Here is an 11,791-nt window from a genome sequence, read left to right as displayed (position 1 = left end):
CGAGACCGAAAACGAGCCGGTGCCGACATTCGATCGGGCGTGATTCGGTCCGGCGGCGGGAATCGGCGATCGGCGGCCGAACCGTTTCGAACGATCCTCGTTCACCGATGTTCCTCGCCCGGGAGTAATCTTTCGTTTCTTCCGCGAGTTGCGACTGCGGCGAATTGATAGACTGCTTTCATATGACGGCTCGGAACTCACCCGTCGACGACCCCCAGTTACGGACGACGCGAATCGCTCGACGTGCCGTCGGCCCGCAATCGACCAGTCGATCGCAGCCGCGTTCGGTTGCCCTCTCACTACACATGAGTTCAGGAGCGTCCGTCCACGCGCACGCACCGCCATCGAACCCATCCGCTCCCTTTCGTTCGCGCAGGATCAGCCGACCGGTCGATCCCGCGATCCCCGCCACGCCTCCTCGTGTAAGCGCCGACGAGGGGGCCGGACGCCTCGTTCGTCGAGGTGATCGCGGATGAGTACCTCGACGCTAGTCGACGTCGTTCCCGGGGGCGAAACGATCCACAGCGCGCTCTACAGGTACGGGCTCGGCGTCCTGTTCGCGGCGAACGTGTTCGGCGCGGGCTCGGTGTACATCCTCGCCGACACGGGCGCGAACTTCGCCTTCTCGCTGCTGTGGGTGCTCCCGCTCGCGTTCCTGATCGACATCGCGCTCCACGACATGAGCGCCCGCCTCGCCGTCGCGAACGAGCCGCTCGCGGACTACGTCGTCGATGCGCTGCCGATCGGCGGGACGTCACTCGTCGTCTCGATATCGCTGATGTCGGCGCTGTGGGCCGTCTCGAACTACGCCGTCGCGGGGGCCGCGCTCGCCTGGCTCCTACCCGGCCTGGACAACGTGATCGTCGGCATCGTCCTCGCCGCCGGCGGCGGGATCGCGATCGTCCAGCTCAAGGTCTACGATCGCGTCGAGGCGGCGATCGCGGCCGCCGTCCTCGCCGTCTTCGGTTCGTACGGCCTCCTCCTGGCGGGGCTGGACGTGCCGTGGCAATCGGTTGCGGCCGGCCTCCAGCCGGTGCTCCGGAGTGAGATCGGCTACCTCACGGCGGTCATCGCCCTGCTGGGAACGACCGTCTACTGGCCGAACTTCTTCATCCAGTCGAGCATCCAGCCGACGAAGGAGTGGACCGACATCTGGCGCTACCGCCGGGATAACGCCTTCGGCATCGCGACGACGCTCACCATCGGCAGCTTCGTGATGATCGTCTCCGCGATCACCCTCGCCGAGGGGCAGATGACGCTGACGGGCCCCGGCGAGCCGCTCGCGGCTATCCTCGGCGACTTCGCGCTCGTGGTCTTCGTGCTCGCGGCGTTCCTCGCGAGCCTCACGTCCGCGACCGGCACGCTGTTCGGCGCCGGATTCATGATTCCCCAGTCGTTCGGTCGGGACACGGTCTTTGGCGACGTCGCGTTCCGCCGGACCGTCATCGGGCTGATCGCCGCCTCCGCGATCGTCGCGCTGCCGCTGCTCGTCTACACCGGATTCGGTCCCGTCGAGATGGCGATAATCATGCCGGCGATCAACGGCGCGATCGGCCTCCCGATAACCGTCTTCGCGCTCATCGGCGCCGTCAACAGGTTCGACGACGTCGAGCGCTACGAGAACCTCGGGTTTCTCGCCGCCGGGATCGTGCTGCTGGCCGGGAGCCTCCTGACCGTCCAGTCGCTCTACGAGACGATCGTCAGCATCCTCTAAGCGGACGTCGACGTTCGCCCTCGATCGCGACGGGGCGCCGGTCGGAGAATCCCGGAAGGCGATCGGAGCGCGTTGCCGGCCGAACTCGGCGGGTTTCGCCGCCTCGCGGGACGTTTCTTCCGCGACGAATCGGACGAATGCCTGTGGTGCCGGTTGCTATCTCAAGCTTGTCCCTCAATCGGACCGCCCTCGTGAACCTCGGTACACGAAACCGTACAACCGAACCACTGTGGAATCGCCGGCAGTCGATCGTCGATGAGTCCGCCCGTGGCCCCCGTCGATTCTGAGAATCCGCACGGTTCGATCCGCTCCCATGGAAGAACACACCGCCGCGATCGACGTACCGGTCAGTAAAGCGAAAGAAACGATTCACCGATACGGGCTCGGTCTCCTGTTCGCGGCGAACATCTTCGGAGCCGGGTCCGTCTACATCCTGACCGAAGCGGGCGTCCTGTTCGGGTTCGGCCTGCTGTGGGTGCTGCCGATGGCTCTCGGCGTCGGCCTCGTGATGCACGAGATGTCGGCCCGGCTGGCCGCCGACGATCATCCGCTGATGACGTACATCACGGACGTGATCGGCGGGACGGCGGCGAAACCGTTCGCGATCGGGATCGCGTTCATCATGCAGTTCTGGAGCGTCGCCAACTACGCGCTCGCCGGGGCCGCGCTCGTCTACCTCACGCCCCTGTCGAACCTGTACGTGGGGATCATCGCCGCGGCGGGGCTCGGGATCTCACTCGTCGAACTCCGGGTCTACAGCCGCATCGAGGGCGTGATCGCGACGCTCGTGCTCGCGGTCTTCGCGTCGTACGTCGTCATCGTCGCGAACCTCTCGCCGCCGATCGGCGCCGTCGCGCTTGGATTCGTCCCCGGGATCGTCCGGGACGTCGAGTACCTGACGATGATCATCGCCCTGCTGGGGACGACGGTCTACTACCCGAACTTCTTCATCCAGACCAGCATGCGACACGAGAAGAACTGGGACATCGTCTCGCACTACCGCCGGGACCACACCGTCGGACTGGCCGCCGTCATCACGCTGAGCGCGACGGTGATCATCGCCGCGGCGATCGCGCTCGCCGACGTCGAACTGACGCTGACTGCCCCCGCCGAGCCGCTGGTCGACACGATCGGTCCCTGGGTGCTCGGCGTGTTCATGCTCGCGGTCGGCGCCGCCTCGTTCAGCAGCGCGACCGGGACGCTATTCGCCGCCGGCTTCATGGTCCCCCAGTCGTACGGCCTCACGACGCGGTTCGGCGACCTCCACTTCCGGCGCACCGTCCACTTCCTGATCGGCCTCTCCGTCCTGCTCGCGGTCCCGATTCTCGCGTTCACGGACTTCACGCCTGTCAGTCTCGCGCTCCTGATGCCCGCGGTCAACGGCGTCGTCGGGTTACCGATCACCGCCCTCGCGCTGTACGCCGCCGTGAACCGGTACTTCGAGCCCACGTCGACCGAACGCGCGGTCTTCCTCGCCGCCGTCTTCCTGATGTTCCTCACGTCGATCGTGACGGCCCAGTCGCTGACCCGATCGATCCTGCAGTTGCTCTAGACCGGCGACGATCGTTATTCGCGGCGCGCGCGGCGTCGACGATCGAACGCGATCGAGGACGATCGAGTCGGGGGAGCCGCAACCCGAAGGGTTAGACGTTCGGATCCACTGGACTGTACAACGACCCGCAGCGACATGCTCCCCGTGCCCTTCGATCCGGCCCTCGCCCTGCTGCTCGTCTCGATCGCCTTCTTCGCCGGCATCGGCATCACCACGATCGGCCCCGGCGGTATCTTCGTGACGATCGCGCTCTACTCGCTGACGACGCTGCCGTCGAGTCAGGTCGCCGGCACCGCGCACGCGACGTTCGTCGTGACCGGCCTCGTCGGCAGTGCGGCCTACCTCCGCTCCGGCGAGATGGCCACCGGCGAGAGCCGCGCGATCGCGATCGTGCTCAGCCTCTCGAGCATCGTCGGCGCGCTGCTCGGCGCGCAACTCAACGCGATCGTCTCGCGCTCGATCTTCGGCCTCCTGCTCGGCGGCGTCTCGATGGCCGTCGGCGGGATCATCCTCTACCGGGAGCGGCGCGGTTTCAACCCGCTGTACGAACTCGAACCCCTGGAGCGATCGGGACAGGTCGCCCTGGGCGGCCTGGGCCTGGGGCTCGGGATCTCCAGCGGCCTGCTGGGCATCGGCGGCCCCGTTCTGGCGGTCCCCGCGCTGGTGCTGGTCGGCGTCCCCATGCTGCTCGCGGTCGCCGTCGCGCAGGTCCAGTCGATCTTCATCGCCGTCTTCGCGACCACCGGCTACTACCTGCAGGGCAACGTCCTGCTGCCCGTCGCGGTCGTCATCGGCACCCCGCTCCTGCTGGGCGTCGTCGTCGGCTGGAAGGTCGCCCACGCGATCGACCCCGAGCGGCTGAAAGTCGCCCTCGGCGTCGTCCTCCTCGCCGTCGGCCCCTATCTCGCTCTGTGAGATCCGTATGCAGTAGATCGGGTACAATTGCTATCGCAGTAATTCTAGCCGACTCCCTGTAACGTCAGAACACGATCGACGATCGCGAGGATCGTTGCAGGGGCCCACACTGAAGGCGATACACCCCGTTATACCACATTCCCATGCCCGAACCGGAGCGGATTCTCGTCCCGGTCGACGACTCCGAGCCCGCTCGCGAGGCGCTCAGGTACGCCGCGGCTCTCTTTCCCGACGCTGAGTTCGTCGCCCTCGCGGTCGTCGACGCCTCGTCGGTGCCGTTCATCCCGAACGCGGCCGACGATCCCGACGCCAGCCCCGAACTGCAGGAGTCGCTGGGCGAGGCCGACGACCACCTCGACGTCGCCGATCGGATCGCCTCGGAGGACGGGATCGCGCTGGAGACCCAAACGCGGGTCGGATCGCCCGCACAGGAGATCGTGGACTGCGCGGAGGACGGCGAGTTCGATCACGTGGTGATCGGCAGCCACGGCCGATCGGGCGTCTCGCGGATCGTCCTCGGGAGCGTCGCGGAGGTGGTCGTCAGGCACTCGCCGGTTCCGGTGACGGTCGTGCGGTGACGCCGTCGGTATCGGCGTCCGAGGCCGGTCGACCCGACACCCCGAACCGCTTCGTCGTCGCCCTGCAACGGCGCGCACCACTTCCTTCGCGTCCGGTGACGAATCCCCGATCGAGCCGACGCTATGCACGACGAACGGCGGGACGCGAGCGAGCACGACCCGGACGCGGAACACGACAAGCGCGGCGATCGGCGGGCGGTGACTCACCGCGACCGGATCGAGTACGAGCCGAACCCCGAGCGGCGCGGCCGGCGGCTCTCGACGATCGTCGGCCTGCTCGGCGTCTGGCTGATCGCGTCGACGATCTGGCTCGATCCCTCGCCGTCGGCGTTCTGGAACGCCGTCCTCGTCGGCCTCGGCCTGGCCACCGTCGGCGCGTACAACGACTATCGCCGATCGAAGCGAGAACTGGGCAGCGCGGGCGTCGCCGCGTTCGGCGCGATCCTCGGACTGTGGCTCGTCGCGTCGCCCTTCCTCGTCGGTCCGGCGGAGGGGACGGCGGCCCAAAGCGGACTCCGACTGTGGAACGAAGTCCTCGTCGGCCTGCTCGCGTTCGGCGTCGGCACCTACGGCGCGTTCGCGATCCGGTCGCGGCGCAAGGCGGCCGATGCCCGTCCCACGGCTACGTACGATCGAAGCGGTCAGTAACGGGCCAACGCTACGATCGCGGTCCGGCCGGACCGGCCTCGGCTAGTGCCGGCCCAAGCCATTTAGTTCGGGTCCCGGTAGGCGCATAGGAATGCTACCGTACGTAGCGCTCGCGCTCGTTCTCGCGATCGTCGGGGCCGCGGTCGAGGCGATTTCCCGCGCCGCGCTCGAACGGATCCCGGCGGTCGCGACCGAGGAGTTCCCTGAGATCGATCGCGATCTCCTGGAGAAGTTCAGCAGTTTCGACCCGGAGTTGGGCTGGGCCCCGCAGCCCAACCGCGAGAAACAGAAAGATACCGGAGATCACCTGCCGGGCGAGGAGGTTCGGACGGTCGTCACGTACTCCACCGACGAGCACGCGAGTCGGGTCTGTCTCGCGAACGACCGAGACGACGACACGGACGTCACCGTCTCGACCTACGGCGATTCCTACTGTTTCTGTCGGGAGGTGAACAACGACGAGACGTTCCAGCACTACATGGCCGAAAACCTGGACACGCACGTCGCCAACTACGGCGGGGGCAACTACGGGCTCGACCAGGCGCTGATGCGGCTCAAACGCAAATATCCCGAGGATCCGACCGACTACGTGTTCGTGGTCGTCACGGCCTCGTCGATCGCCCGCATCCTCTCCGTCTGGAAGCACTACCAGGAGTTCGGCAACATCCTCGCGGTCAAACCCCGGTACGTGATGGAAGACGGCGAACTCGAACGGGTCGAGAGCCCGGTCGACGAGAAGGAGGACCTGCTCGATCTCGAATCGAAGGCCGACTTCCTGCGGGAGCACGACTTCCACTACGAGCACTGGTTCGAGCCCCACTACGCGTCGTTCCCGTACACGCCCGAGTTCTTCGAGAACCCGGAACACCTTCGGTACGCACTCTACACCGGCGGGAAGGAGGTCGAACGCCGCCTCGAAACGTCGATCCCCGGCATCGACTTCGACGAGGCCCAGACCCGGGCGGCGCTGCGGATGGAACAACCCCGGGTCCGATACCACGAGCGGCTGTTCGATACCCACGAGTACCTCTTCGACGCGCTGATCGAGGAGTTCGTCGAGTACGCCGACGAGCGGGACTTCACGCCGGTGTTCGCGATGGTCCAGCAGCTCCGATACGCGACGTACGAGTCCGAACACGGCCCGATCTACGGCGACCTGATGGACCGACTCGGCGAGAAGTACGACGACTTGGAGACGATCGACATGGCCAGACACCTCTCGCCCGACGACGGCGACGTGGAGTCGCTGTACGTCCAGCGCGGCGAGGGCGGTCACTACAGCCCGGAGACGAACGAGGAGATCGCGGGCGTGCTCTCGAACGTGGTCGAGGAGCGGCCGGAGATCGTCGGGGAACAGTGACGTCACCACCCGCACCGTCGCCGGCCGCGACGGCACCGCCCGCGTCCGGAGACGAAATCCGCCGGCGCGGAAAAAGCCGCGTCACACCCCGGGCGGCGGTTAACGGGTGCCGCTGGCGTACGCGAACGTGATGCAACCGCTGTACCTTCTCCTCGGGGGAGCGCTGTTGATCGCCGTGATCGTCGACATCATCTGGACGACGCTGTGGGTCGACGGGGGATCGGGACCGCTCTCGAGGCGGTTGACGACCTGGACCTGGCGCGGCCTCCGTACCGCAAGCCGAGACCACGAGCGAGTGCTCAGCACCGCAGGTCCGCTCATCCTCGTCCTTACGCTCGTGATGTGGATCGGGGTGCTCTGGCTCGGCTGGACGCTCCTCTTCGCCGGCGGCAACGTCGCGCTCGTCAGCACGCGAACGGGTCAGCCGGCGGACTGGTCCGGCCGGCTGTGGTACGTCGCCTACACGATGTTCACGGACGGCAACGGCGATTACACCCCCACCTCGGGCGTCTGGGAGATTACCAGTTCGTTCACGACCGCGACCGGGATGGCGTTCGTCACGCTCGGCGTCTCCTACGTCCTCACGGTGCTGGGGGCCGTCTCCGAGAAGCGATCGTTCGCCAACAGCGTCACCGGACTGGGCGAGCGCAGCGAGTCGTTCGTCCGTACGGGCTGGACCGACGAGGAGTTCGAGGGGCTTGACCTGCCGCTCGAGACGCTCGCCGAGCAACTGTCCTTGCTCGCGGACCAGCACAAGGCCTACCCGATCCTCCACTACTACCACAGCGAGCAGGCCTCGCGATCGTCCGCGGTGGCCGTCCCCATCTACGACGAGGCGATCACGCTCTTTCGGTACGCCGTCGAGGAGGAGAATCAGCCGAATCCGACGATCATCGAGACCGGCCGCTCGGCGACGGATAGCTACCTCGACACCCTCGAGACGGCGTTCATCGAACCCGCCGACGAGCCGCCGCCGCCGCCGGAACTCGATCGACTCCGGGAGGAGGACATTCCGACCGTCGACGACGGGAAGTTCGCCGACGCGCTGGCGGACCTGCGCGAGCGGCGGCGGAAACTCCTCGGGGTCGTGCGGGCCGACGCGTGGGTCTGGCCGCCGGTGGACGAGTGAGGATGCGCCCAACGCGATCGAGCTGCTCGATCCCGGTCGACCGCAACGACCGGTCTCACGGAAACCGACACATCGGGTATCGAATCGATCAGCAAATTTTGATCCGTTGGCTGAGTGGTCGATATACCCGCCGTTATCCCGAACGTTCGTCTTCGATTCAAGCGAAACACCACGAGACTTTCACTTTCACTCCGGTAGCACACATCTTTTAGCCCCGCCGTTAGTACAGGGAAAGTGATGACGTCGTTCCAGTCGACACTCGGTGACGAGCCGGGGATCGCCGAGGAGCTGGCCGAGAACCAGCAGGCGATCTCGATCGCCGAGTTCTTCGAGAAGAACAAGCACATGCTCGGCTTCGACAGCGGCGCGCGGGGCCTGGTCACGGCCGTCAAGGAGGCCGTGGACAACGCCCTAGACGCCGCCGAGGAAGCCGGAATTCTCCCGGACATCTACGTCGAGATTCAGGAGGACGGAGACTACTATCGTCTGATCGTCGAGGACAACGGCCCGGGAATCACGAAGGAATCGCTCCCGAAAGTGTTCGGGAAACTGCTCTACGGATCGCGCTTTCACGCGCGCGAACAGTCCCGCGGTCAGCAGGGGATCGGCATCTCCGCGGCCGTGCTCTACTCGCAGCTGACCAGCGGCAAGCCGGCGAAGATCACCAGTCGAACCCAGGGTGCAAGCGAGGCGCAGTACTTCGAGCTCATCGTCGACACCGACGACAACGAGCCAGAGATCAGCGTCGACAGGACCACCTCGTGGGACCGCCCGCACGGCACGCGCATCGAACTCGAGATGGAGGCGAACATGCGTGCCCGCCAGCAGCTTCACGACTACATCAAGCACACGGCGGTCGTCAACCCCCACGCACGCCTCGAACTGCGCGAACCCAAGGCCCAGTTCAAGTTCGAGCGCGCGACCGATCAGCTGCCGGAGGAGACCGAGACGATCCGCCCGCATCCCCATGGCGTCGAACTCGGCACCGTGATGAAGATGCTCGCGCGCACGGACTCCCAGACCGTCTCCGGGTTCCTCCAGGAGGAGTTTACGCGCGTCGGCAAGAAGACCGCCGAGTCGATCATCGACGCGTTCCGCGATCGCCACTACGGCCGCGAGATGCGCTGGCGGCCGCCCGCCGCTCACGAGTCGATCGACCTCGAAACGGTGGTTTCCGGCGCGACGGCGAACAAGGGCCGGGAGGCAACCGCCGCCTTCGCCGACGCGATCGGCGAGGCCGTCGACGAGTACGATCGGATCGCCCACCACGAACTGCTCGACGTCGTCGACGTCGCGGCCGACGAGGTCGAGGCCGAGCACGGAACGACGTTCGGAACGACCGTCCGCGAAAACGCCGTCGACGCCGTCTGGCGCGCGCTGATCGACGCGCCGGAGGACGAAGACGCGAACGACGAGGCCGGCGTCGACGGCGGTACCGACGCGGAGGGAGCACACGACGAATCCCGCCTCGTCGCCGAGCTCTACGGACTCGCGGACGAGGCGACGAGCACTCGCAAGGACGACGAGGTCGTCCGCGCGTTCGCCTCTCGGCTCGCCGGGAAGTTCGAGGACGAGACCGAAACCGACCTCCGACATCGACTAACTCGTGATCGACTCCGCGAGCACGTCGATCGGGCCGCGGAACTCACCGAGGAATACGACGACGTCGCGTTCGGCGAGACGGCCCGCGAGAACGTCACCGAGGCGATCTGGGACGTGATGGTGACCGTCCCCGACGACCCGCCGCTGGTTCGAGAACTCGACGACGATCGGGACGCCACGAGCGATCTCGTCGACGGGATGCGCGCGACCGACATCATGGCGCCGCCGACGCGGTGTCTCGCGCCCATCACGGACGAGCTCATCCGGGCCGGCTTAGAGAAGGAGTTCGACGCGGACTTCTACTCCGCGGCCACTCGAGACGCCGAAGTCCACGGCGGCGACCCGTTCGTCGTCGAGGCCGGCATCGCCTACGGCGGCGACGTCGAGGCGGAGGGGAGCGTCGACGTCCTTCGGTTCGCGAACCGGGTGCCGCTGGTCTACCAACGCGGCGCCTGCGCGACGACCGACGTCGTGAAGTCGATCGGCTGGCGCAACTACGGGCTCGACCAGCCCGGCGGCTCCGGTCTGCCGAACGGCCCCGCCGTGATCATGATCCACGTCGCGTCCACGAACGTCCCCTTCACCAGCGAGTCGAAAGACGCCGTCGCGAACGTCCCTGAGATCGAGGACGAGATCGAACTCGCCATCCGGGAAGCGGCCCGCGAGTTGAAGAGCTACCTGAACAAGCGCCGCTCGATGCAAAAGCGCCGGAAGAAGCAGAACGTCCTCGGGAAGATCCTCCCCGAGATGGCCGAGAAGGTCGCCGAGGTCACCGATCGGCCGGAACCCAACATCGACGACGCGATCGCCCGGATCATGAACAACGTGCTCGTAGAGCGGCGAATCGAGGAGAACGGCGACGGGCAGGCCGTCTCGGTCGTCGTCGAGAATAACTCGAACACCAACGAATCCCTCGAGATCACCGACATCGTCTCCGCGGAACCGACGGATCTCCCCGGCGGGGCGACCGTCGTCGAGATGGACGGCGAGTGGTTCGTCAAGTGGGAACCCGACGTCTCGAGCGGCGACGAGGCGGCCCTCGAGTACGAGGTGCCGGACGACGCGACGTTCGATCTGGACGTGAAAGGTGTCGAAAGCGAGAAACTCACGGTGAAACAATGAGCGCGGACAACGACGAGCAAGCACGAGAGCAGTTGATCGACCTCGCCGCACAGTTTTACGACCAGTTCGAACTCGGCGAGATTCCGCACATGTCCGTGCCGACGCGGACGAAGGCCAACATCGAGTACGACGAGGACAAGAAGGTCTGGGTGTACGGCGATCGGGAGTCCACGCGGTCCGCCAACTCCGTCCGCGGCGCCCGGAAGCTTCTGAAGGCGGTGTACACGATCGAGTTCCTCGCGAACCAGCTCGAACAGGACCGCTCGTCGACCCTGCGTGAGCTGTACTACCTCTCGGAGAGCTGGGACAACGACGAGGCCCAGTTCGGCGACCAGGACGAGTCGAACCAGCTGGTCGAGGACTTAGAGATCGTCTCGGGCGTCACCCGCGAGGACTTCCACATGCGACCGGAGGAGTCGGGGGCGACGATCATGGGCCCGCTGCACCTCCGCGAGCAGACCCGCCGCGGCGAGCGCGAGATCCACTGCCAGAAGGACGTCGGCGAGGGCGGCTACCAGATTCCGAACAACCCCGACACGATCGAGTTTCTCGACAACGACGCCGACTTCATCCTGGCCGTCGAGACCGGTGGTATGCGCGATCGGCTCGTCGAGAACGGCTTCGACGACGAGTACAACGCGCTGATCGTCCACCTGAAGGGCCAGCCCGCGCGGGCGACCCGCCGGATCACGAAGCGGCTCCACGACGAACTCGATCTCCCGGTGACGGTCTTTACGGACGGCGACCCGTGGTCGTACCGGATCTACGGCTCCGTCGCTTACGGGTCGATCAAGTCGGCCCACCTCTCGGAGTACCTCGCGACCCCGGAGGCGAAGTTCATCGGCATCCAGCCCGCCGACATCGTCGAGTACGACCTGCCGACCGACCCGCTCTCGGACTCGGACGTCAACGCCCTGGAGAGCGAACTCGACGATCCGCGCTTCCAGACGGACTACTGGGAGGAGCAGATCGAACTCCAACTCGAGATCGAGAAGAAGTCCGAACAGCAGTCGCTCGCGGCCCGCGGGCTCGACTTCGTGACCGATACGTATCTGCCCGAACGGCTCGACGAGATGGGCGTGTTCTAGGGCGCCACGACTCGATAGTCGATCGCTACTGACCGATCGTCGACGTTCCTGCCGATTCTCGTTGTTCGATCGCCGACGGTGAC

Annotated in this window: 9 protein-coding genes; all 9 read left to right on the top strand. The window is 66.3% G+C overall.

Annotated elements, in window-relative coordinates; translation table 11 throughout:
• The first annotated feature begins 472 nt into the window (after window positions 1-472).
• Window positions 473-1,714 (top strand): divalent metal cation transporter, encoded by a 1,242-nt coding sequence (locus MUH00_RS00220; RefSeq protein ID WP_247001495.1) that lies wholly within the window; start codon window positions 473-475, stop codon window positions 1,712-1,714.
• Between the two features lie 313 nt (window positions 1,715-2,027).
• Window positions 2,028-3,266 (top strand): divalent metal cation transporter, encoded by a 1,239-nt coding sequence (locus MUH00_RS00215; RefSeq protein WP_247001493.1) that lies wholly within the window; start codon window positions 2,028-2,030, stop codon window positions 3,264-3,266.
• A 135-nt stretch (window positions 3,267-3,401) separates the two neighbouring features.
• Window positions 3,402-4,181, top strand: coding sequence for a sulfite exporter TauE/SafE family protein (locus MUH00_RS00210; RefSeq protein WP_247001491.1), 780 nt, complete (start codon window positions 3,402-3,404; stop codon window positions 4,179-4,181).
• 143 nt (window positions 4,182-4,324) lie between these two features.
• Window positions 4,325-4,759 (top strand): universal stress protein, encoded by a 435-nt coding sequence (locus MUH00_RS00205; protein ID WP_247001489.1) that lies wholly within the window; start codon window positions 4,325-4,327, stop codon window positions 4,757-4,759.
• A gap of 123 nt (window positions 4,760-4,882) precedes the next feature.
• On the top strand, window positions 4,883-5,407 hold the full coding sequence (locus MUH00_RS00200; protein ID WP_247001487.1) for an SPW repeat domain-containing protein: 525 nt from the start codon (window positions 4,883-4,885) through the stop codon (window positions 5,405-5,407).
• A 91-nt stretch (window positions 5,408-5,498) separates the two neighbouring features.
• Window positions 5,499-6,767, top strand: a complete 1,269-nt coding sequence (locus MUH00_RS00195) for a hypothetical protein (RefSeq protein ID WP_247001485.1) — start codon at window positions 5,499-5,501, stop codon at window positions 6,765-6,767.
• 130 nt (window positions 6,768-6,897) lie between these two features.
• Window positions 6,898-7,896, top strand: a complete 999-nt coding sequence (locus MUH00_RS00190; RefSeq protein ID WP_247001483.1) for a potassium channel family protein — start codon at window positions 6,898-6,900, stop codon at window positions 7,894-7,896.
• A gap of 237 nt (window positions 7,897-8,133) precedes the next feature.
• Complete coding sequence (locus tag MUH00_RS00185; RefSeq protein ID WP_247001481.1) at window positions 8,134-10,620, top strand: DNA topoisomerase VI subunit B; 2,487 nt, start codon at window positions 8,134-8,136, stop codon at window positions 10,618-10,620.
• A complete protein-coding gene (locus MUH00_RS00180; protein ID WP_247001479.1) occupies window positions 10,617-11,708 on the top strand; it encodes a DNA topoisomerase IV subunit A in 1,092 nt (363 codons plus the stop codon). The genes MUH00_RS00185 and MUH00_RS00180 overlap by 4 nt, the downstream gene beginning before the upstream one ends.
• The last annotated feature ends 83 nt before the right edge of the window (window positions 11,709-11,791 follow it).

This window comes from Halosolutus gelatinilyticus (assembly GCF_023028105.1).
Classification (GTDB): Archaea; Halobacteriota; Halobacteria; order Halobacteriales; family Natrialbaceae; genus Halosolutus; species Halosolutus gelatinilyticus.
This window is presented reverse-complemented; position numbering and strand designations above follow the sequence as displayed.

Excerpts from the sequence above, each read along its gene's own strand:
- MUH00_RS00195 (WP_247001485.1), top strand. The coding sequence starts at position 5,499 with ATGCTACCGTACGTAGCGCTCGCGCTCGTTCTCGCGATCGTCGGGGCC.
- MUH00_RS00185 (WP_247001481.1), top strand. The coding sequence starts at position 8,134 with ATGACGTCGTTCCAGTCGACACTCGGTGACGAGCCGGGGATCGCCGAG.
- MUH00_RS00205 (WP_247001489.1), top strand. The coding sequence starts at position 4,325 with ATGCCCGAACCGGAGCGGATTCTCGTCCCGGTCGACGACTCCGAGCCC.
- MUH00_RS00180 (WP_247001479.1), top strand. The coding sequence starts at position 10,617 with ATGAGCGCGGACAACGACGAGCAAGCACGAGAGCAGTTGATCGACCTC.
- MUH00_RS00215 (WP_247001493.1), top strand. The coding sequence starts at position 2,028 with ATGGAAGAACACACCGCCGCGATCGACGTACCGGTCAGTAAAGCGAAA.
- MUH00_RS00200 (WP_247001487.1), top strand. The coding sequence starts at position 4,883 with ATGCACGACGAACGGCGGGACGCGAGCGAGCACGACCCGGACGCGGAA.
- MUH00_RS00220 (WP_247001495.1), top strand. The coding sequence starts at position 473 with ATGAGTACCTCGACGCTAGTCGACGTCGTTCCCGGGGGCGAAACGATC.
- MUH00_RS00210 (WP_247001491.1), top strand. The coding sequence starts at position 3,402 with ATGCTCCCCGTGCCCTTCGATCCGGCCCTCGCCCTGCTGCTCGTCTCG.
- MUH00_RS00190 (WP_247001483.1), top strand. The coding sequence starts at position 6,898 with ATGCAACCGCTGTACCTTCTCCTCGGGGGAGCGCTGTTGATCGCCGTG.